We start from the raw sequence: 21446 nt of genomic DNA, 5'->3' as shown, positions 1-21446 counted from the left end.
GCGGGGGATCAACCTTACGCGCGCGACTGCTCGATCAGCGCCTGCCATGCGGCAAGCGTGGGCTGACGGGCAAGATCGTCATAGTTCAGTCGCGTGCCGGCGAGTTGCGAAAGCGGCGGGATCAGGCGCATGAGGGCGAGGGAATGAAGCCCGCAGCCGAACAGGTTGGCATTCGGCCCGATATCTCCCACCTCATCGTCCAGAACCTTGGCGAGATGGGCCTTGAGCTCCGTCGTCATCATTTCCGTCTCCAGCTTGCCTGCCGCCGCGATTGCCGGTTCAGTCATCGAAATGATCGTGAACGCCGCTTGCGCCGCGCCGCCAGTAACCGGAAGCGCGTGTCCATTTGGGGTTTGCGCCGAACTCGCCGACCAGGAGGGTGCGCAGGTCTTTCGCAGTTTTCGATCTCGCAGGCGACCCAGCTGAAGAAATCACCCTTCGGCAGGTCGAGTGTGCGCAGCGCTTCCGTCAGGGCATCGTGATCGGCGCCGCTTGTGGCCTTCTGCGTTACCCAGATTATCGAGGCGTCGGCTTTCGTGTCGATGTTCATACGGTCTTCGTCCGTCTCGACCTCAATCAGGGCAACGACGCGGGTGCCCTCAGGCATTTCTTCCAGTCGCCGTGCTAGCGCGGGAAGGCCGGTATCGTCGGCGACAAGCAGATGCCAGTCGAATGTGAAGGGAACGGTGAACGAGCCGCGCGGGCCGGCGATCCATGCCCTGTCACCCACCTTGACGGATTTTGCCCAGTTGCTGGCGGGACCGTCATGATGCGTGGCGAAATCGATGGCGAGTTCACCCTTCTCCGCATCAAAGCTGCGTGGCGTGTAATCGCGTGCCAGCGGGCGCGGCGCGCCTTCGGGAAATTCAAGGCCGTTCGGGCCGATCACCGGCAGGTTAGGTTCGGTTTCGCCGGGAAGCGGGAAGAACATCTTGACGTGGTCGTCAAAACCAAGGCTGGCAAAGCCTTCCAGTTCAGGCCCGGTCAAAACGATGCGCACCATGGAGCCGCTGAGTTTTTCCACGCGGGCCACGTCAAGGCAGCGCAGCTTGACGGCGTAACGATGGCGTTTGGGGGTACGGTCCGGAACGCCGGTTTCGATGCTTTGTGCAATGCTCATGTTGCTGTGTTCCCTGGGATATCGCCGATTGGGGATCGGCAGTTTCGCTGTCCCGGATCGGCTTGCCGGACAATCGCGCACCGGAGTTTTCCGGCGGGAGATCCGACGTCGTTGCGTCAAGATGCGCGAACCATAACAGGCGGTTTCGGCCGTCGCAATATAAGTTTCTTCAAAAACTCAAGTTTATGTCCGGCGCATGGTTTGCGCCGGAATTGGGCGTGCGGCAAGGGCGATCAGCGGCGGCCCGCCCAGCTCTCCACCGCGTCCAGTGTGTGCAGGGCGCTGGGAATGGATGGCGTCGTGACCCTGGTGGAATCGAGGAAAACGATCCTGCCCTCGCGTGCCGGTTTGACGAAGCGCTCCCAGCCGGGAATGATCTTTTCAAGTGCGGCGCGCGTCCCGGCTTCGCCACGGGCGGGGCTGTTGTAGCTGTTCATCACCACCAGCAGATCCGGGTTGAGCTTGCCGAAAGCCTCGGCACTCAGCGGCATCGTCAGGGTCGAGCCGAGCCCGCCCGACGAGGTGGCGTTGTCGATCTTCAGGCGCGCATAACCGAGATCCTCCAGCGCCTGTACCGCGCCGGACATGTCGCCGACCGCGTTGATCTGGTCGGTCAGCAGGATGGCAAGATAGGTCTTGCCTTTTGCGTCTTCGCCGAGTGCCTTTTTGACGGTGGCGAGTTTCGCGTCATAGGTTTTGCGGCGTTCCGCAAACGCGTCGCTTCTGCCCACCAGACGAGAAAGATCTTCCTCAACGCTGAAGCCATACGTGTGGCCGGTGCTTACCTTTTGCAGATAGACGGGTGCGACGGTGGAGAGTTGCTCGGCCTTGCCGCTATCCATTTCCGTCGCAACAATCAGGTCGGGTTGCAGTGCTCTCAGCTTTTCGAGATCGATCTGACCGACCGCGCCAAAACCTTTCGGTTTCGTGCGGCCTTCCCCGAGAACGGTGTCGATGAAATCAACGGCGGTCGCGAATTTGCCGTCGCTGTTGCGGCCATAGGCGCCGACCACATTGGCGCCGAGATCGATCAGCGGCACGCCCAAAAGAGGCTCGTGCATGACGACGATGCGCTGCGGCTGTTCCGGTACGGAAACCGTGCGACCGGCGGCATCGGTGACGGTTTTCTCGGCGGCAAGGCTGCTTCCGGCGGTCAGAAGTGCTGCAACGAGGATGGCAAATCGCATGGCATACCCTTTGTTCAATATATTCAGTGGCTGTTGGTTCGGCGCAGCGCCTGCAGGCGCAGCGTGAGGATGAAAAGCGGAACGCCGATCAGCGTCAGCGCAAGGCCGATCGGCATCGGCGTATCGGCCACCAGCCCACGCGAGAGCGTATCGGCAGTCACGACCAGAATGCCGCCGGTCAAGCCCGACAGGAAAAGCCGGGCGCGGCCGACGGCGGGTGAAACGAAGGTGGCGAGATGCGGGGCAATGACGCCGAGAAAGGTCAAGGGGCCGACAGCAGTGACGGAAGCGGAACTGAGGATAACGGCGAAAACGATGACGAGCGGGCGCGAATGTTTGACGGTCTCGCCAAGCGCCATGGCCATCTCGTTGCCGAGATCGAAAACCGCAAGCGCCCGGCCGATGAGAAAAATGCCCACAAGGCTGGCCACGAAGAGGGGCGCGAATACGAGGATGATCGGCCAACTCGCCTGAAACAGCGAACCCGCCATCCAGTCGGCGAGCGAAAGCGACGTTTCCGTCGGCGTGTAGAGCAGAAGCACGGAGGAGACGGACGAAAGGGCGGATTCGATTGCGATGCCCATCAGCAGGATGGCGAGCCCGCTCGAACGTTCGCGCCCGACGAGCGCGATCAGGAGGAAAGCCACGGCCAGACCGCCGCCGACGGCCGCAAGCGCCACCATGGTCTTGGGTGCCGCCGGCACCAGCACCAGAAGCAGCATGATGGTGGTCATCGACCCTTGGCTCAGACCAAAAAGGCCGGGATCGGCGAGCGGATTGCGGGCGACCGATTGCAGCATGGCCCCGGCCAGCGCGACGCTCCAGCCGGCCATGAAACCAAGTAGGATGCGCGGCAGCCGCACTGTCCACAGCGCATAGGCCTGATCGTCGCTCAGATGCCCACCGGCAAGGCCGCGCAGGAGATCAATGAGGCCTGTCTCGGTATTGCCGAGGCTTGCGGAAATGACGGCAAGCGAGAGCGCCAGCAGGATCAGCGCAAGCCCGGCCTTCAGATTGCCGATGCCGATCTGCAGACCGCTCGGCAGCCGCAGGACCGCTTTGCCGTCGGTGGCGAATTGCCGTTTCATGAAAGCCCCCTTGCCGAAGGCGAGAGATAGAAACGCTTCACGATGACGATGAAGACGAGGCCGCCGAGCAGGTCCATGAACAGCCCGGTATTGACCACATAGGGCCTGAACAGGGTCTGCGCGCCAAGGTCGGCCAGTATGCAGAGACTTGCGCCGACAAGGGCGGAAGCGGGTAGAGCGAGCGTGAAATTCACCCCGACCAGCGGCCGGACCATATGCGGTACGATGAGGCCGACGAAGCCGATGGGGCCGCAGATGGCAACGGCCGAGCCGGAGGCCAGCATGGTGGCGAAAAGTGCGATCCGGGACACGCGTGTGACGTTGACGCCGGCGGAAGCGGCTTTTTCCGCACCCAGCAGAACGAGCGTCAGTGGACGGGCGACTGACCACAACATCACCAGCGCAATGGCGCCAATCCACCAGAAATCGCTGAGGCGACCGGCATAGACATGGTTGATGTTGCCGCCAACCCAGCTCAGGAATTCGGCGCGCCGTGTGGGATTTGACAACAGCAGGGCGTTGGTGATGCCGATCAGCAGCATGGAGACAAGCGCACCGGAAAGGATGAGCGACAGGCCGCGCGGATCGTTTGCCCGCCCGGCCAGCCGGCCGACGAGGAAGCAAGCGCCAAAGCCGAAACCTGCGCCTGCCAACGCCGCAAGCCCCTGCACCTCCGGAGGAGATCGAACACCAGCGCGCCGACAACCACAAACAGTGTCGCACCGGCATTCAAGCCCAGGGTGGAGGGCGAGGCGAGAGGATTGCGGGCAAGTCCCTGCAGCACGCAGCCGCTGACAGCGGTGGTGGCGCCGACATAGATCGCAATCAGCGAGCGCGGGATCTGCTGATAGAGCAGGACCGACTGTTCATAGGTTTCGGCCTCGCCATGCAGGAGCGTTGTCGCGATTTCTGCAATTGGCATGTCGGCAGCCATCAGCACGAGGTTGATGACGAGAACGACGGCCAGCAGCAGGGCGGCGGCAAAGATCAGCGTTATTTTCGACGTCATGCCGGAATGGCCTGTTCCTGCCGCTCGAGGCGTGGCACGCAGATGAGCCGCCCCTGCCGGGAGAATATGTCGGCCTCGAGATCGAAGACGTCGGCAACATTGGCTGATGTGACCGTATTCGTGACCGGCCCGGAGGCCAGAACCCGCCCGGCCTTCAGCATGATGACGTCATCGGCGAAAGTGGAAGCGAGATTGAGATCGTGCAGTACGACGATAACAGTCTTGCCGTGCCTGTCGGTCAGTTCGCGCACGAGGTTGAGAACGGCATATTGATATTTCATGTCGAGATGGTTGACCGGTTCGTCCATCAGGATCACCTCCGTGTCCTGGGCGAGCACCATGGCGATGAAGGCGCGCTGGCGCTGGCCGCCGGACAGTGTGTTCACCTGCGCTTTGGCCTTGTCTTCCAGCCCGACGGTCTTCAGCGCTTTGGCGAAAAGCGCTCGGTCGCGCTCGGAGGGGCCGCCGCCAAGCCCGTAGCGCGCATAACCCGCAAGCTCGATCAATTCGCCAAGCGTCATATAGTCAGGGCAATGGCATTCCTGCGGCAGATAGGCGATGCGGCGGGCGAGTTCCCGGCGTCCGATCTCGCCGATCAGGCGGTCACCAAGGCTTATCCTGCCTGATGATAAAGGCACGAACCCCATGATGGTCTTCAACAGTGTCGACTTGCCGCAACCGTTGGGTCCGACCAGCGCCGTGACACGGCCGGTTTGAAAGCGGGCAGACAGGCCCTGCAATACGGGGGCGTGTCCGTAACTCACATGAAGGTCCGTGGCGTGAAGCACCGGATTACAACTCCCGTTATTCATAAGGCCATGCGTCGAGACGCCGCAAGGCTTATCTAAGTTTTTGAATTCACACATCGAACTTGCGCAAATCGGGTTTCATACCGGCAAGCGCGACAGGGTGGTCTTGAAGCGACACTAAACTATAGTAAAATTCTCCACAAATCGAAATTTGCCGATTCACATCGCAGATTTCGTGAGGATTTTTTCATTCGAGGTGTTTCATGTCAGTCGCGCTCAAGCTTCACGTCGGCATGTCGCTGGCGCCAACCTGGCTCAGCGGCGAGGCATGGCGGCGTCAAGACAGCGGTATAGACGGGGTTTTCTCCAGCGATTATTTCGTCGATCTTGCAAAGCGCGCCGAGGCTGCGCATGTGGATTTCGTGTTCCGGCCCGATACGCTTTTTTTGCGCACCGAGGGGCTGGAGAGCGGCGGCGGATTTGCGAGCATGGACCCGACCATGCTTCTGGCGGCCATCGCGCGGGAGACCAGCCATGTCGGCCTCTTATCCACGGTTTCGACGACATTTCTGCCGCCCTATGTGGTTGCCCGCCAGCTCCAGTCCCTGAATTGGCTGAGCAATGGCCGGGCAGGCTGGAACATCGTCACGGCGCTGGACGGCAATGAGAATTTCGGCCTGACGGAAATGCCGTCGCCCCAGGAGCGTTATGAGCGCGCCGCCGAGTTTACGCAGGTGGTACAGCAGCTCTGGGCGAGTTTTCCGAACGAAGCGCTGAAGCTCGACAGGAAGAACGGACGTTTTGCGGATTCGTCGCTGGTGCGGCCAATTACGCATGAAGGAAAGCACTTCAGCGTCAAAGGCCCGCTCAACCTGCCGGCCCATGCCAGCCGCATTCCGCTGGTGCAGGCAGGTGCCTCCCCGGAAGGGCGTAATTTTGCGGCTTCCGTAGCAGATGCGGTTTTTGCCTCCACGCCGGATATGCAGGCGGCAATCGAGCTGCGGGCGGATTTGCGGCAAAGAGCGGAGCGGCATGGACGCTCACCGGATGTGGTGAAGCTGATGCCGGGTCTCAGTCTTTATCTGGCAGACACGAAAAACGAGGCGCAGGAGCTCTTTGCCGAGACCCATGCACGCGTCAACCGCGCCCGCATCTTTGCCTCCATTCACAATTTGACGGGCCTTGATCTCTCCGACTGGCCGCTCACACGGATCGTCAACGCATCGGATTTACCGCCGCCGCCCGAGACACCCAGAAGCCGCACCCATGCCAACCTGCTGCTGCGGCTGATCGAGCGGGAAACGCTGAGCGTTGCGGAGTTGTTGCGGCGTCCGGAAGTGATGGGGTCGGGCCACTGGCAGATCATTGGCACGGTCGAGGATGCTTTCGAGAACATCCGCGAATGGGCAACGGTCGGCGCGATAGACGGTTTTGTCGCGGTGCCCGGCGGTTCGGTCGGCTCGATGCGGCTGGTGCTGGAGCGGCTGCTTCCGAGGCTCGGTGATGCCGGGCTCTTCCGCACGGCCTATTCCGGCAGCACCTTTGCGGAGCATCTGGCCGGATAGGTTTACGATCCGCCGGATTCTGCCGTTGCCTTTCTGGCAGCTTCGAGCAGTTGTGAAAAATGCCCCTCGGTCTCGGCGGTCGCTAGAAAGGACACGGTGGTGACGACGCAACAGATTTCACCCTGCGCGTCGAAAACCGGTGCCGCCTTGCCCGTCAGGGCGGAGAACAGGTGTTCGTTGAGTTCCGCGCCGCCTGTCTCACGAATGGCGTGCAGGACTTTGGCGTCTGGGCGGGAGCCACGGAAGGCGGCCGGTTGCAGCTTGCGCACCGCCGCTATCCTGTCCGGTGGCAGGTAAGCCTGGAAAACCAGCCCGCAGGCGCTGTTGTCCAGCGGCAGAACATCGCCCAGCGCCACGGTGCTGATGGAGAAACTGGCGCTCCTCGCCCATTGCACCACGGTCGGGCCGCGATCTGTCCAGATCGCCACGCCGCAGCTGGCGCCGATCTGCGAGGCCAGATTTTTCATCTGGCGACCGGCGGTCTCGACCGGATTGATTCGTCTGAGCGCGCTGATTCCTATCGCGAGTGCGGTCGGGCCAAGGTCGTAGCTGCCAGTTGCGGGATCCTGCGCCACCAGTCCTTCGCGCACGAGGCTTTGCATATATCGATGCGCGGTGGAGCGGCCGGTGCCTGCGCGTTTGGCCAGTTCTCCAAGCGCGAGCGCCGTATCCGATTTTGCGAGAAGGCTTAGAAAACGCGCTGCAATCGACACCGACTGAATGAGGGCAGAACGCTTCTCTCCATCGTTTTCCGGCAGATTGTCAGCGTCGTCATCGATGGTGTCCAAGCCCATTCCCCCATTTATGGCTCGAACATGCCTAACGCATCGGGGCGGAAATCGGAATCGATTTCTGAGAGGTTTCAATGTCTTCCCATTGAAGCGCGAAAAAGGCGGTCGATAAACTTTGTTGTAAATATGGCACATGCCGTAGCGGAACCCTGTATGTCCACAATACGGAACGCATTCTCTATTGCGAAACGTATAACGCTTCCGTTACTTGAATATGACTTTAATACTCATGTTTATTAGGGGTGTGTTATGGGGTTTCGTTCTAGCGGTCGTTTGATGAGCGGGGTCAGCGTCTTGACGCTGTCGGCTTTGTTTGTGACGCCGGTTCTCGGTCAGGAGCAGCAGGCTCAGGAGGCGGGGACAACCGTTCTCAAACCGATCGTCGTGACCGGTGAAAAAGTGGCGCGCGACATGAAAAACACGGCGTCATCAGTCTCGGTCAAATCCAGCGAGGAACTGAAAAAGGAAAAGACCGGCGACCCGACCGTTTCAGACGCGATCAAGGATATTCCGAACGTCGTTTATACCGACAATGTCAGCGCCCCGATCATTCGCGGACAGGATACGCAGGGACCGAACACGGGTTCCATCGCCTTCTTTACCGGCACGGTGCCGCGCGCCACGATCAATGTCGATGGCCATTATCTCGGTTATAACGAGTTCATCTACGGTGCGACCTCCATCTGGGATGTCGAAAGCATCGAGGTGTTCCGTGGTCCGCAAACCACCTCGCAGGGCGCCAACGCCATCGCCGGCGCCATCCTCGTCAACACCAAGGACCCGACGTTTACGCCGGAAGCGACCTATCAGGCCGAAATCGGCAACTACCACCAGAAGCGGGCTTCCTTCGCCTTTTCCGGTCCGTTGGTTGAGGACGAGTTGGCGGCGCGTATGGCCATCGACTATTCCGGTCGCGACACCTTCATCGATTACATTAGCTCCGCTTTCGCCCATGACGGCACGGACCAGAACTTCAAGGAGTTCAACGGCCGCTTCAAGCTTCTGTGGGAACCGGCTGAAATTCCCGGCCTTTCGACCAAGCTGACCTATTCCTACAACGCCTCGAACCGGCCGAGCCAGGAAGCGGCGTCACGCCCCTTCGAAGACTTGAACCACATTACCACCACGATGCCGAGCTTCAGCCAGTATACCAATACCGGGATTCTCGACGTCAATTACGACTTCGAAAACGGCGTGAAACTGTTCAACCAGACGCAGTTTTCGGCCTCCACCGCCAAGCGCCGGGTCGGCATTGCGAACACCGGTGATGCCGATATCGATCTCAAGAACACATCCCACGAGACGCGTGTGACCTTCGGCGATCAGGAGGATGTGCTGAGCGGTGTTGCCGGCATTTTCTACGCCCACACGCAGGCTGACGAAGTTCTTTATCTGCGCGGAACGTCCAAGTTCGAGGATACCAAGGACAATCTCGGTCTCTTCAGCGAGCTGAGCTATCGCCTGACCGATCAATGGACCCTGACGGGCGGGCTGCGTTTCCAGCAGGACCAGATTCAGCGCAGCGGTTATCGGACATTGAGCGCCACCTCCAGAAGTTCGGTGAATTACGACGAGACCTTCTCGGAAATCCTGCCCAAGGCGTCGCTTGCGTATGCCGTGAACGACGACTGGACGGTGGGTGGCCTGATCAGCCGCGGTTACAATCCCGGTGGTGTCGCGTTCGATCTTACGACCAGCAAATGGCGGACGTTCGACAAGGAAACCATCTGGAACTACGAGCTGTTCACCCGCGCCAGCCTGCTTGACGATACGCTGACGCTGAACGGCAACCTGTTCTACATGGACATGAATGACGCCCAGTTTAACGTACCGGTCCAGGTTTCCACGGGCATTAGCGAATCCTACACGGTCAATGCCGAAAAGGCCCATGCCTATGGTTTGGAAATCGGTGCGGACTACCGGGTTCTCGACAATTTGACGCTGAAGGCCAGTGCAGGTGTGCTGAAGACGGAAATCGACGAGATTTCCAGCAATATCGCTTATGCCGGCAAGGAATTCGCGAAATCACCGGGTTATACCTTCACCATCGGCGCAAGCTGGGACGTGACCGACAAGTTCACCGTATCGGGGCAGGTACGTCATCTCGACGGTTATTATTCGGACACGGACAACAAGGCCATTTACGCGATCGATCCGTATACGATCGCGGATATTCGGGCGAGCTACAAGTTCCAGGAAGAGCTCGAGTTCTACGCCTACGTCAAGAACGTCTTCGACGAGCGCGCACCGACGCTTATGAAGGAAAACCGCGGCATTGGCGGCATTGAGGCCAGCATGACCGAACCGCGCATGTTCGGCGTCGGCGTCAGGGGTACATTCTAAGCCGTCACCTGAATTGAAAAGCAAAAGGCCTTCGAAGCGATCTTCGAAGGCCTTTTTTGATGCAGAATCCTTCACACTCGCCGTCATCCTCGGGCTTGTCCCGAGGATCCAACCACGTAGCGTTAGATCAATCGGTTACAGATGCTCGGGACAGGCCCGAGCATGACGAAGGAGAGGTTTCAGGCCTCTGTAAAACCTAACTCCTCGACGCCTAGAAAGCCTCAGAAAAACGCCTGAATGCCCGTCTGCGCCCGGCCGAGGATCAGCGCGTGAACGTCGTGCGTGCCCTCATAGGTGTTGACCGTTTCAAGGTTCTGGGCGTGGCGCATGACGTGGTATTCGATCTGGATGCCGTTGCCGCCATGCATGTCGCGGGCCTGGCGGGCGATGTCCAGCGCCTTGCCGCAATTGTTGCGCTTGATGATGGAGATCATTTCCGGCGCCATCTTGTGTTCGTCCATCAACCGGCCGACGCGCAAGGAAGCCTGAAGGCCGAGCGCGATCTCGGTCTGCATGTCGGCGAGCTTCTTCTGGTAAAGCTGCATGCCGGCCAGCGGCTTGCCGAACTGCTTGCGGTCGAGACCATATTGCAGGGCGCGGAACCAGCAATCTTCGGCCGCTCCCATCACGCCCCAGGAAATGCCGTAGCGGGCGCGGTTGAGGCAGCCGAACGGGCCTTTCAGGCCGGAAACATTCGGCAGCAGCGCGTCTTCGCCGACTTCCACGCCGTCCATAACGATCTCGCCTGTTATGGAGGCGCGCAGCGAAAGCTTGCCGCCGATCTTGGGGGCAGAAAGACCCTTCATGCCCTTTTCCAGCACGAAACCGCGGATCTGGTTGTCATGGGCTTCCGATTTCGCCCAGACGACGAAAACATCGGCGATCGGCGCGTTGGAAATCCACATCTTCGAACCGCGCAGGCGATAGCCGCCGGCGATCTTTTCGGCACGCGTCTTCATGCCGCCGGGATCGGAGCCGGCATCCGGCTCGGTCAGGCCGAAACAGCCGATCAGCTCACCGGAGACGAGGCCGGGCAGATATTTCTTCTTCTGTTCATCCGAGCCATAGGCGAAGATCGGGTGGATGACGAGCGAGGACTGCACGCTCATCATCGAGCGGTAACCGCTGTCGATGCGCTCCACCTCGCGGGCGACGAGACCGTAGGCCACATAGCTCGCATTGGCCGCGCCATATTCTTCCGGCAGCGTGATGCCAAGCAGGCCTTGCCGGCCCATCAGGCGGAACAGTTCCGGTTCGGTGGTCTCAGAAAGATAGGCCTCGTTCACGCGCGGCAAAAGTTCGGATTTGCCGAAGGCAGCGGCGGCGTCGCGGATCATCCGCTCGTCGTCGGTCAGTTGGTCTTCCAGCAGAAATGGGTCCTGCCAATTGAATGCTGCGCGTTCGCTCACGTTATGCCTCCGGATTTGCTGGCCGGATTATTCGTATTCGACCTTGGTGACACAAGCCATGTTTACTCATTTTCGCATTACATATAGTAATGGCTCATGTCGTCTCCTCAGCCGCAAACTTCTGCCGTCTACCAGTGCGCTTGCCGCCTTTGATTCCGTTGCCCGGCTGGGTAGCTTCTCGGCGGCTGCCGATGAGCTGGCCCTGACGCAGGGGGCGATCAGCCGGCAGGTTATGTCACTGGAAGAACAGCTTGGCGTGCGCCTGTTCGATCGCGGCGCGCGCGGCGTGGCGCTGACGACCGAGGGTCGCGCCTATGCGAAATCGATTGCCGCAGCCCTTGGCGAGATACGCTCCGCCTCATTGCAGATCATGACCAAAACGCATGGCAACACGCTCAACCTCGCCATGCTGCCCACATTCGGTACCCGCTGGCTTCTGCCACGTATTCCCGATTTCGTTTCCAGCCATCCGGAAATCACCATCAATTTTGCCACCCGCATCGGGCAATTCGACTTCGAGCGGGAGCAGCTGGATATGGCGATCCATATCGGGCAGGCGGACTGGCCGGGGGCGGAAAGCACCTTTCTGATGCACGAGATGGTTGCCCCGGTGTGCAGCCCCGATTTCCTGAAGGCGCATCCGGTCGAAAAGGGTGAGGATATCGCCGCCCTTCCGCTTCTGCACATGGCCTCGCGGCCGGGCGCATGGAGCCATTGGTTCGAAAGCCTCGGCCTGTCGCTTGCCCTGCCGCAGGGCATGCGGTTCGAACAATTTTCCAGCGTGGCGCAGGCCTGCATCGCCGGGCTTGGCGTGGCGCTGATGCCGCTTTTCCTGATCGACAACGAGCTGAAATCCCGGCAGCTGGTCAAGCCCTTCGATCATCAGGCCAAAAGCCCAAGTTCCTATTACGCCGTGGCGCCGCTTTCGCGTGCTAATCATGTTCCTGTCGTGCTGTTTCGTGACTGGCTGGTGCGGCAGGTGGAGGCCTATCGTGCGGCGGGCAGTCCGCCGCTTTAAAAATAAGCGCACTTTTTTCGGGCATTTAGAGTTTATGCCTTGGTTTTCACCCTGTTTTCCTCTTGTCCGGACTCGACAGGAGAGTTTTGCTCGATTATCGTGATTAAACGTTTAATCAGCCCTTTCGGACCAACATGGCGTCTTCACGGCCTGCCACCAATCTGAGCGCGATAGCAGCGGCACTCGGCGTGTCGGTGGCAACCGTGTCCAATGCGCTCTCGGGCAAGGGCCGCGTTTCGCCGGAACTGGTGGAGCGCATCCGCAAGACGGCAAGCGAACTGGGCTACGTGCCGAGTTCGGCGGGCAGAGCGCTGCGCACCGGCAAAAGCGGTGTTCTTGGGCTGGTTCTGCCTGATATCGCCAATCCGCTCTTTCCTCAGATCGCGCAGGCTATCGAAAAGGCCGCCGTCAATGCCGGTTACGGTGTGCTGATCGCCGACTCGCGCGGGGAAATCGCCATGCAGACGGATGCCATCAACCGGCTGATCGAGCGCGGCGTGGATGGCATGGTCATCGTTCCCCGCCGTGGCACGCGCATTGCCGATGTCGATTGCCCGGTGGCGGTGATCGACAGCCCCTCTACCCCCGGAAATACGGTGGCCGCTGACCATTGGGATGGCGGCCGGCAGGTCGGCGAATATCTCGCATCCCTTGGTCACGACAAGGTGGTGCTGGTGGGCAAGAACCGGGATTCCAACGTGCAGAACGACCGTCTGGGCGGCATTCGCGATGGTCTTGGCAAGGCCTGCATCACTGAGACGCTTTGGGTGGACGCCATCGAAAAGGCTGACGGCGCAGGTTGCCGGCTCGGTCTTGCCGACAGGGTTGCCGAGGGTTTCACCGCCTTTGCCGCCGTGTCCGACCTGCATGCGTTGCGCGCGCTCACCGAGTTGCAGCGCGAAGGCATCGAGGTGCCGGAAGAGGCCAGCGTGACGGGCTTCGACGATCTGATCTTTTCCGCCGTTGTGACGCCGCCGCTGACGACGATGCGCATGGATATGGGCCGCATCGCTGATCTGGCCGTGGATGCGCTGTTGCGCGCAATCGATGGCGAGGCCGGTTTCGAAAACGGCATTGCCGCCGAGGTAAAGGCGGAAATCTCGAAAGTACCGATGGCGCTGATCATGCGCGGCTCCACCGGCAGAAAAAAGCATGATGCGTTTGAAGCCAAAAACACGACAGCAGGAGAACTCACACCATGAAAAAAATCATTCTTGCATCGGGCACCGCCCTGATGCTGACGATGGGTGCCGCGCAGGCGCAGGACAAGACGCTGACGATCTCGGTCTACGCCTTCGCGCAGGACGAATTCAAGGAACTGGTCTATGCGCCGTTCGAAAAGCAGTGCGGCTGCAAGCTGGTCGTAGAGACCGGCAACAGCGTCGAGCGCCTCGCCAAGATGGAGGCCAACAAGGCCAATCCGGTGGTCGATCTCGCCATCGTCTCCATGGCGGATGCGCTATCCGCCACCCGCAAGGACCTGATCCAGAAGATCGACGCTTCCAAGGTTCCGAATATTGGAAAGCTCTATGACATCGCCAAGGATCCGAATGGCGACGGCATGAGCGTCGGCGTCAATTTCTACGCCACGTCTATCGTCTACCGTACCGACAAGATGAAGATCGATAGCTGGGCCGATCTCCTGAAGGACGGTATCGTTGATCACGTCGCCTTCCCGAACGTCACCACCAATCAGGGTCCGCCGGCGCTTTACATGCTCGGCAAGGCCATCGGCAAGGACACGCCTGATCTTTCCGGCGCCATCGAGGCCGTGGGCGAAAAGAAGGACGATATCGTCACTTTCTACGTCAAATCCTCGCAGCTGGTGCAATTGATGCAGCAGGAAGAAATCTGGGCAGCCCCCATCGGCCGCTTCTCCTGGGCACCCTTCACCAAGCTCGACCTGCCGCTCGCCTGGGCAACGCCGAAGGAAGGCCAGACCGGCGGCATGAACGTGCTCGTCGTGCCGAAGGGTACGAAGAACGAAGATCTGGCGCTGCAGTTCATGGATTTCTGGCTGTCGACCGACGTTCAGAAGGCGCTGGCCGAAAAGCTGGTGGACAGCCCGACCAACAGGGAAGTCAAGGTTTCCGACGCGGTGGCGAACAACATCACCTATGGCGACGAAACCGCAAAAAGCCTGCAGCTCATCCCCTCCGACGTGACGCTGGATAACCGCGACAAGTGGCTGTCGGAGTGGAACTCCAAGGTCGGGCAATAAGCCGGGCAGTGAGTTCAGTTTGGAACGGGGGGATTTTCAGCGTCCGCAAGGGCTCGCCCCGTTCCAGGAAAAGCGGTTTGGTCGTCCCCTGACCGCTTTTCCAACCTTTTCAGACCGAAAGCCGGCACGCCGGCTTCAACCGTAACCGGCCGTATGGCCGTTCAGGGAATAAACCAATGTTTCAGAACCGGGCCGAAGCGCTGGTGCTTGCCTTGCCCGCCGCAATTTTCGCGGCGGCGGTCTTTCTCGTGCCGGTCTTCATGCTTCTGTCGGAGGGCTTCCGCACCGCCGACGGCTGGACATTGTCCGCCTATGCCGATTTCTTTTCCGACCCGCTGAACCGGGCGGTCTTCCTGCGCACCCTGAAACTCGGTGCGATGGTGACAGCCGTTTCCGCGGTGGTGGGTTATGCTGCGGCGTTTGCCATCGTCAACCTGTCGCCGGGGACGAAGGGCCATGTGGTCAATCTGGTGGTTTTGCCGCTGATGATTTCGCCGGTTGCCCGTACCTATGCCTGGATCGTCATTCTCGGCAGAACCGGCATCGTCAATCAGGCTCTACAGGCGGTCGGGCTGAGCGACGCGCCGATCCGCATCCTGTTTTCCGAAACAGCTGTTTTCATCGGTCTCCTCCAGCTTTTCCTGCCGTTGATGATCATTTCCCTCATCAGTGCGCTGGAAAATATGCCGAAGGATACGATCTCTGCCGCCCGCGTTCTCGGCGCAAACTGGTTGCAGGTGTTCTGGAAGGTCATCCTGCCGCTCACCAAAGAAGGGCTGGTTGTCGGTGGCACGCTGGTCTTCACCGGTTCGCTGACGGCCTATATCACGCCCGCCATTCTCGGCGGCTCCAAGGTGCTGATGCTGGAAACCCTGCTTTACCAGCAGGTAACTGTCTCCAACAATTTCGTCGCCGCAAGCGTCATCGCCTTCATCCTGATCGTCATGAGCTTTGCCGCCAATATCCTGCTGAAGCGCATCGCCACCGCAAGGAACAAGAAATGACCCGGCAGCTCTTCATTCCGCTCACGCTCCTGCTTGTCGTCGGCTTCCTGATCGGGCCGTTCCTGATCATCGTTGCGGCCTCGTTTTCAGCCGGCGATACGCTTGCCTTTCCGCCGCAGGGCTTTTCGCTGAAATGGATCGCCAAGGTCTTCACCGTGGAAAGTTTCCGCGAGAGCTTTGCGATGTCGATGTTCCTTGCCATCGGCGGCACATTCACGGCGCTCATCCTCGGCATTCCCGCCGCCTACGCCATGTCGCGCTACAAGCTGCCTTTTGCAGAAACCGTGCGCACCATCGTTTCCGCGCCGATCATCGTACCGGGCATTATCGTCGGTCTGGCGCTGTTGCGGTATTTTGTCGTGCCCTTCGGCATCGGCATCACGCTTGCCCTGTTTCTGGCTCACACGGCGCTCATCCTGCCCTATGCGGTGCGGGTGGTTTCGGCCAGCCTTAACAATCTGCGCTCGGATATCGAGGAGGCGGCGGTGCTGCTCGGTTCGTCGCGGCTTGGCGCGTTTTTCCGCGTGGTGCTGCCCAATATCCGCGGTGGCATCCTCTCTGCCTTCATTCTCGGTTTCGTGACGAGTTTCAATCAGGTGCCGGTGTCGCTGTTCCTGTCGGGTCCGGGCGTGCGCACGCTGCCCATCGACATGCTGGGCTACATGGAAATCGTCTTCGATCCGTCCGTCGCCGCACTCTCCTCGCTGCTCGCCTTCCTTTCCATCGGCATCGTTTTCATGGCCGAACGTTTTCTGGGGTTCTCCCGTTATGTCTGACGCAAATTACCTTTCGCTCCAAAAAGTCTCGCTCGCCTATGGCGGCAATGTTGCCGTGAAGGATCTCGACCTTGATATCCGCAAGGGCGAACTTCTCGCGCTGCTGGGGCCTTCCGGCTGCGGCAAGACTACCACCATGCGTGCCATTGCCGGGCTGATGCCGGTGGCGGGCGGGCGCATCGATCTCGACGGCGTCGATATCACCCGTGTGGCCGCCAACAAGCGCGCCGTCGGGCTGGTGTTCCAGTCCTATGCGCTCTTCCCGCATCTGACGGTTTACGAAAACGTCGCCTTCGGCCTGAAACTCAAGGGCATGAACGGTAAGGCGCTGGACGACAAGGTCGCCTCCGGCCTGAAGTCGGTCGGATTGTCCAACTTCGCATCGCGCAAGCCTGCCGAGCTTTCCGGCGGCCAGCAACAGCGTGTGGCGCTGGCGCGCTCCATGGTCATGGAACCCAAGGTGCTGTTGCTCGACGAGCCGCTTTCCAATCTCGATGCGCGCCTCAGGCTCGAAATGCGCACCGAATTACAGCGCGTGCAGAAGGAAACCGGTGTGACGATGATCTTCGTTACCCATGACCAGATCGAGGCTTTGGCGCTGGCCGACCGCATTGTCGTCATGAAGGGCGGCAAGATCGAGCAGATCGGTACGCCGGAAGAGATTTACAACGCGCCGGTTTCCGCCTTCGTGGCGGATTTCGTCGGCTTTGAAAACATCTTCGCGCTGGAAGGCGGCGCGCTGAAAACCGCAAACGGCACTACACCAATTCCCGGGCCAGTCCCTTCAGCATCTGGACTGGCCTGGCGGCCGCGCATGGTCACCCTCGGTTCAGGTCCTTTCGAGGGAACCGTGCGCGGCACTTCCTTTGCCGGAAATACCCGTGAATATCTGCTTGATACGCCGCTTGGCGCCATCAAGGCGGAAACCGATGCCGCGCTGACCGCCCATACGATCGGTGATACGCTCGCCTTCGACCTGCCGGTCGAAAAAGCGGCAAGCTTCAAGGTGTTTGGCTGATCATGGGTGTGTGGATCGATACCGATATGGGCTTTGACGATATCGCCGCCATCATGGTGGTGCAATCGGCAGGCCTTGCCATTGACGGCATTTCGCTGGTCTTCGGCAATGCAACGCTGGATGCGGTCTGCCGCAATGCTGCCGGGGCCGTCGCTGCTTTCGGCTGGTCTGTGCCGATCCATCAGGGCCGTGAGATGCCGGTGCTCGGTGCGCTCGAAACTGCCCAGTCTATCCTCGGCGATAGTGGCATTCCGACTGTCGGTCAAAGCCTGCCGGAGGCGGCAGCATTGCCGAAGAGCGATGCTTTTGCCGCCCTGTGCGGCTGGCTGGAGGGGGCAGGCGAGAAGCGCATTCTCGCACTCGGTCCGCTCACCAATATTGCAGCACTTTGCCTTGCCCGGCCCGATCTTGCGGCCAGAATTTCCGACCTCACCTGGATGGGTGGCGGCGTAACGAGCGGCAACCATACGGCATCTGCCGAATTCAATGCCTTCGCCGATCCGGAAGCACTGGCCATCGTGCTTTCCCACGGCCTGCCGCTGCGCATGGTCGATCTGGACGTCTGCCGCAAGGTCACCGCCTCACCGGCAGATGTACTACCGATCCGCAATGCCGGCGGTAAAAACGCCGTTCTGATTGCCGACCTGCTGGAAGGTTTCATCGGCATCGCAACAAGACGCGGCAGACCCGCCATGGCGCTTTACGATCCCGTTGCGGCTGTCGGCTTCACTTCCGAGTTTCTTGGTTGGCGCCATGCGCGGATTGATGTCGAACTTTACGCCTCGCTGACGCGCGGACGAACGGTGGTCGAGACACGGGCCGAGAAGGTGAGGGGTTTCAACGCGCATTTCGCCGAGACGGTGAATGCCGAAACCGCAAAGGCTGCGGTTCTTGAGGCGCTGCGCCGGGAGGCCGCCCGATGAGTGCACAATCCCCGACGCGCGAGCCAACCGATCTCAACGACGATGTGCTGCGCACCCGCGCGGTTGCAGCTGCGCGCGGCGATGCGCCATTTGATGTTCTCATTACCGGCGGAACGCTGGTGGATGTGGTGACGGGCGAGCTTCGTGCCGCCGATATCGGCATCGTCGGCCGGCTGATCGCCAGTGTTCACGAACCGGCAAGCCGCAGCGACGCTGCGCAAATCATCGATGCGACCGGCGCCTATGTCTCGCCGGGCCTGATCGACACGCATATGCATATCGAAAGCTCGATGGTCACGCCGGCTGCCTATGCGGCGGCGGTCGTCGCGCGTGGCGTCACCACCGTCGTCTGGGACCCGCATGAATTCGGCAATGTGCATGGTGTTGAAGGGGTGCGCTGGGCGGCGAAATCCGTCGAAAACCTGCCGCTGCGCGCCATTTTGCTCGCGCCGTCCTCAGTGCCGTCAGCACCGGGGCTGGAATGCAGCGGCGCGGATTTCGATGCTGCCATTCTCGCCGATATCCTGTCATGGCCGCAGATTGGCGGCGTTGCGGAAATCATGAACATGCGCGGTGTCATCGAGCGCGATCCGCGCATGAGCGGCATCGTGCAGGCGGGGCTTATCTCGGAAAAGCTGCTCTGTGGCCATGCGCGCGGCCTGAAGGATGCTGATCTCAACGCCTTCATGGCGGCCGGCGTTTCTTCCGATCACGAATTGGTCTCGGCTGAAGACCTGATGGCGAAGCTTCGGGCGGGGTTGACCATCGAGCTGCGCGGTTCGCACGATCATCTGCTGCCGGAATTCGTGGAAGCGTTGAATGCGCTCGGCCATCTGCCGCAGACGGTAACGCTTTGCACTGACGATGTTTTCCCCGACGACCTGTTGCGGGGCGGCGGGCTGGACGATGTGGTGCGCCGCCTTGTCGGTTACGGGTTGAGGCCCGAATGGGCGCTGCGCGCCGCCACGCTCAATGCCGCACAACGGCTCGGCCGCTCCGATCTCGGCCTCATCGCCGCCGGTCGCCGTGCCGATATCGCCATCTTCGAGGATTTGAGCGGCTTTTCGGCCCGTCATGTTCTCGCCAGTGGCAAAGCAGTTGCGGAAGGCGGGCGTATGCTCGTCGAGGTTCCTGCCTGCGATGCGACGACGCTCAAGGGCTCGATGAAGCTGCCGCAGCGCAAGGCCAATGATTTCCGGGTTGCCTCTGAAGGCTCGAAGATACGCCTCGCCACCATCGACCGTCCGCGTTTCACGCAATGGAGCGAGGTGGAGGCCGAGGTGAACGACGGTTTCGTGGTGCCGCCAGAGAGTGCCACGATGATTTCTGTCACCCATCGTCACGGCAAGGCCGAGCCTGTCACGAAAACCGGCTTCCTTACCGGCTGGGGAAGCTGGAACGGCGCCTTCGCCACCACCGTCTCGCATGACAGCCACAACCTTACCGTCTTCGGCGGCAATGCCGAAGACATGGCGCTGGCCGCCAATGCGGTCATTGCCGCGGGTGGCGGCATGGCTGTCGCCTCGCAGGGTAAAGTGACTGCGCTTCTACCGCTGCCGCTCTCCGGCCTCGTTTCCGATGCGTCGGTTGAAGACGTGGCAAAGGCTTTCGAAGCGTTGCGCGCCGCTGTCGGCAATGTGGTCGAATGGCAGCCACCCTATCTGGTCTTCAAGGCCTGCTTCGGCGCCACGCTCGCCTGCAATATCGGTCCGCACCAGACGGATATGGGCATTGCCGATGTGTTGACGGGACGGGTGATGGAGAGCCCGGTGCTTGCTGTGGTTGATTAGGTCAGGGCCAAGCGTTGCCAAAAACCCGGTATATTGCTAAATCCAACCCCTGTTTACCCGTCGCTTTATAGGAATGTTGAACATGGGTGCCTCGAAGTCAGCAGATAAGTAAGCCGCAACGACGATATTTCGTTGTTGCGGCGTTCTGTCGAGCAATCCCTGTTCCATCAGGCAGACGCCGCCAAATGTCCTCATTTGAGCGGATCAATTCTCATGTCTATTCAAACTCCCGTTTGGGGGAGATCGCTGTTTGCAGCAATGCTGCTCATGGCTCCCTTTGATATTCTCGCCTCGCTGGCGATGGATATTTACCTGCCGGTCGTCCCCGTGATGCCCGAAGCCCTCGGTACGACGCCGGTCGTCATCCAACTGACGCTCACCGTTTACATGGTGATGCTCGGCCTTGGCCAAATCGTGTTCGGCCCAATCTCGGACCGCATTGGTCGCCGGCCGGTTTTGCTTGGTGGTGCCCTACTGTTTGTCGTGGCCTCGTTCTGTCTTGCGGCCGTGACAACCGCGAGTGCTTTCATCGTTTTCCGGTTCCTTCAGGCGGCCGGTGCGGCGGCGGCATTGGTTGCCACTTTCGCCACCGTTCGCGATGTCTATGCGGATCGCCCGGAAGCAACGACGATATACGGAACGTTCAGCTCCATTCTCGCATTCGTCCCGGCCCTCGGCCCGATTGTCGGAGCGGTCATCGCCAATGAATTCGGCTGGCGTACCATCTTCGTCACCCTGGGGGCGGCGGCTCTCATTGCCACGGTTGGCGCCTTGGTGAACTGGAGCGAAACCCGACCGGTGACGGCAGCGATGTCGCGCCCATCGCCTTTGCGCATGCTGGGCAGCGGCCGCTTCTGGACCTATACGCTTGGGTTCAGTGCTGCCATGGGGACGTTTTTCGTTTTCTTCTCCACCGCTCCACGCGTCATGATCGGCAGGGCAGGTCTCTCCGAGGTGGAGTTCAGCCTGGCTTTTGCAACGGTGGCGATCGCCATGATTGTTACCACCCGTTTTGCGAAGTTTTTTGTCGCCAGATGGGGTGTGAAGGGCAGCCTCGTCAGGGGCATGGCCCTGTTGCTGGTGGGCGCGCTTCTGTTCACCGCAGGTGAAGTTGGGGCAACCCCGTCATTCCTGACGTTCATCGTGCCGATGTGGGTCATGGCGGTTGGGATCGTTTTTACGGTTTCGGTCACCGCCAATGGCGCGCTGGAGGAGTTCGGGCACATGGCAGGAACGGCCGTCGCCTTTTATTTCTGCATTCAAAGTCTGTGTGTGGGAATAGCGGGCACGCTGGCGGTCATCATCCTGCCGGGTGATACGGCATGGCCGGTGGTCGCCTATGCGTCGGTCATGGCCTGCATCGTTCTGACCGCGCTGTATTTGCTGAACCGCCGGAACATCTGAGGAGAAAGCCGGGCAACGCGTCTGTTGCTGC

18 protein-coding genes and 1 pseudogene are annotated in these 21446 nt (G+C 60.4%); 11 read left to right on the top strand and 8 right to left on the bottom strand.

Going from position 1 to position 21446, the window contains the following annotated elements; translation table 11 throughout:
• Window positions 1–14: 14 nt before the first annotated feature.
• The 6 genes and pseudogenes from RBH10_RS01460 to RBH10_RS01435 all read right to left on the bottom strand — a co-directional run bounded on the left by RBH10_RS01460 (window position 15) and on the right by RBH10_RS01435 (window position 5216).
• Window positions 15–287, bottom strand: coding sequence for a phosphopantetheine-binding protein (locus RBH10_RS01460; RefSeq protein WP_281038608.1), 273 nt, complete (start codon window positions 285–287; stop codon window positions 15–17).
• Window positions 284–1120 carry a siderophore-interacting protein gene (locus RBH10_RS01455; protein WP_372339759.1) on the bottom strand — a complete coding sequence of 279 codons (837 nt, stop codon included), beginning with the start codon at window positions 1118–1120 and terminating at the stop codon, window positions 284–286. Before RBH10_RS01455 ends, RBH10_RS01460 begins: the two co-directional genes overlap by 4 nt.
• A gap of 233 nt (window positions 1121–1353) precedes the next feature.
• Window positions 1354–2307, bottom strand: a complete 954-nt coding sequence (locus RBH10_RS01450) for an ABC transporter substrate-binding protein (RefSeq protein ID WP_281038610.1) — start codon at window positions 2305–2307, stop codon at window positions 1354–1356.
• A gap of 23 nt (window positions 2308–2330) precedes the next feature.
• Window positions 2331–3395: an iron ABC transporter permease gene (locus RBH10_RS01445; protein WP_281038611.1), complete on the bottom strand. Its 1065-nt coding sequence runs from the start codon at window positions 3393–3395 to the stop codon at window positions 2331–2333.
• Window positions 3392–4317 (bottom strand): annotated as a pseudogene (locus RBH10_RS01440) (FecCD family ABC transporter permease). The gene RBH10_RS01445 and the pseudogene RBH10_RS01440 overlap by 4 nt, the downstream one beginning before the upstream one ends.
• A gap of 83 nt (window positions 4318–4400) precedes the next feature.
• On the bottom strand, window positions 4401–5216 hold the full coding sequence (locus RBH10_RS01435) for an ABC transporter ATP-binding protein (RefSeq protein ID WP_281038613.1): 816 nt from the start codon (window positions 5214–5216) through the stop codon (window positions 4401–4403).
• A 200-nt stretch (window positions 5217–5416) separates the two neighbouring features.
• Here RBH10_RS01435 and RBH10_RS01430 point away from each other — a divergent pair, with 200 nt between their 5' ends.
• Window positions 5417–6718 carry an NtaA/DmoA family FMN-dependent monooxygenase gene (locus RBH10_RS01430; RefSeq protein WP_281038614.1) on the top strand — a complete coding sequence of 434 codons (1302 nt, stop codon included), beginning with the start codon at window positions 5417–5419 and terminating at the stop codon, window positions 6716–6718.
• A gap of 2 nt (window positions 6719–6720) precedes the next feature.
• Here the strand turns inward: RBH10_RS01430 and RBH10_RS01425 are convergent, their stop codons facing one another.
• A complete protein-coding gene (locus RBH10_RS01425; protein ID WP_281038650.1) occupies window positions 6721–7497 on the bottom strand; it encodes an IclR family transcriptional regulator in 777 nt (258 codons plus the stop codon).
• Between the two features lie 288 nt (window positions 7498–7785).
• Here RBH10_RS01425 and RBH10_RS01420 point away from each other — a divergent pair, with 288 nt between their 5' ends.
• The gene (locus tag RBH10_RS01420; RefSeq protein ID WP_281038615.1) at window positions 7786–9852 is read left to right on the top strand and encodes a TonB-dependent receptor; all 2067 of its coding nucleotides are present in this window, start codon (window positions 7786–7788) and stop codon (window positions 9850–9852) included.
• 221 nt (window positions 9853–10073) lie between these two features.
• Here RBH10_RS01420 and RBH10_RS01415 read toward each other — a convergent pair whose 3' ends face one another.
• Window positions 10074–11261, bottom strand: a complete 1188-nt coding sequence (locus RBH10_RS01415) for an acyl-CoA dehydrogenase (protein WP_281038616.1) — start codon at window positions 11259–11261, stop codon at window positions 10074–10076.
• A 58-nt stretch (window positions 11262–11319) separates the two neighbouring features.
• Here RBH10_RS01415 and RBH10_RS01410 point away from each other — a divergent pair, with 58 nt between their 5' ends.
• The 9 genes from RBH10_RS01410 (at window position 11320) to cml (ending at window position 21415) form a co-directional block, all read left to right on the top strand.
• Entirely contained in the window at window positions 11320–12279 is a 960-nt protein-coding gene (locus tag RBH10_RS01410) for a LysR family transcriptional regulator (protein ID WP_306180383.1), read from the top strand.
• A 134-nt stretch (window positions 12280–12413) separates the two neighbouring features.
• Window positions 12414–13481 (top strand): LacI family DNA-binding transcriptional regulator, encoded by a 1068-nt coding sequence (locus tag RBH10_RS01405; protein WP_281038618.1) that lies wholly within the window; start codon window positions 12414–12416, stop codon window positions 13479–13481.
• On the top strand, window positions 13478–14500 hold the full coding sequence (locus tag RBH10_RS01400; protein WP_281038619.1) for an ABC transporter substrate-binding protein: 1023 nt from the start codon (window positions 13478–13480) through the stop codon (window positions 14498–14500). Before RBH10_RS01405 ends, RBH10_RS01400 begins: the two co-directional genes overlap by 4 nt.
• A 176-nt stretch (window positions 14501–14676) precedes the next feature.
• Complete coding sequence (locus tag RBH10_RS01395) at window positions 14677–15504, top strand: ABC transporter permease (protein WP_281038620.1); 828 nt, start codon at window positions 14677–14679, stop codon at window positions 15502–15504.
• Window positions 15501–16280, top strand: coding sequence for an ABC transporter permease (locus RBH10_RS01390; RefSeq protein WP_045019321.1), 780 nt, complete (start codon window positions 15501–15503; stop codon window positions 16278–16280). Before RBH10_RS01395 ends, RBH10_RS01390 begins: the two co-directional genes overlap by 4 nt.
• Entirely contained in the window at window positions 16273–17298 is a 1026-nt protein-coding gene (locus RBH10_RS01385; protein ID WP_281038621.1) for an ABC transporter ATP-binding protein, read from the top strand. The genes RBH10_RS01390 and RBH10_RS01385 overlap by 8 nt, the downstream gene beginning before the upstream one ends.
• 2 nt (window positions 17299–17300) lie before the next feature.
• Window positions 17301–18221 carry a nucleoside hydrolase gene (locus tag RBH10_RS01380; protein ID WP_281038622.1) on the top strand — a complete coding sequence of 307 codons (921 nt, stop codon included), beginning with the start codon at window positions 17301–17303 and terminating at the stop codon, window positions 18219–18221.
• On the top strand, window positions 18218–20011 hold the full coding sequence (locus RBH10_RS01375; RefSeq protein ID WP_281038623.1) for an adenine deaminase: 1794 nt from the start codon (window positions 18218–18220) through the stop codon (window positions 20009–20011). The genes RBH10_RS01380 and RBH10_RS01375 overlap by 4 nt, the downstream gene beginning before the upstream one ends.
• A 213-nt stretch (window positions 20012–20224) precedes the next feature.
• A complete protein-coding gene (gene cml / locus RBH10_RS01370; RefSeq protein ID WP_281038624.1) occupies window positions 20225–21415 on the top strand; it encodes a CmlA/FloR family chloramphenicol efflux MFS transporter in 1191 nt (396 codons plus the stop codon).
• The last annotated feature ends 31 nt before the right edge of the window (window positions 21416–21446 follow it).

Origin of the sequence: Rhizobium sp. AN73, from assembly GCF_030757975.1 — a bacterium.
GTDB lineage: Bacteria > Pseudomonadota > Alphaproteobacteria > Rhizobiales > Rhizobiaceae > Agrobacterium > Agrobacterium arsenijevicii.
The sequence above is the reverse complement of the archived record's forward strand: the minus strand, read 5'-3'. Positions and strand labels throughout refer to the sequence as shown.